Genomic DNA, 250 nt, shown 5'->3' with positions numbered 1-250 from the left:
AGAAACAATCAAAATCACCTCACTTCCCCTTGCCGTTTATCGGGAAATTGCTGCCCATTTACGACAACTAGATGGTCTTGAAGTTGAGATTCTCCCCCAATCTTCATCTGAATTTAGTTACTTTCAAAGTCAGGTGGCAGGACTACAATTAAGCTATTCCTCCACCTTTTCCTCCGAAGAAAAACAATATTGCCAAGAGATTCTCAATTATTACGAACAGAAATATGGCACTTGGGAAAGAATAACCAAG

At 39.6% G+C, this 250-nt stretch carries 1 protein-coding gene; it reads left to right on the top strand.

Annotation, left to right across the window (positions count from 1 at the left end; all coding sequences use genetic code 11):
* Window positions 1–250: hypothetical protein (locus tag R0J87_RS22990; protein WP_498889252.1), on the top strand; the 250-nt coding region annotated here is incomplete at both ends.

Source organism: Halomonas sp. SIMBA_159 (assembly GCF_046536035.1).
Lineage (GTDB): Bacteria > Pseudomonadota > Gammaproteobacteria > Pseudomonadales > Halomonadaceae > Vreelandella > Vreelandella venusta_A.
This window is presented reverse-complemented; position numbering and strand designations above follow the sequence as displayed.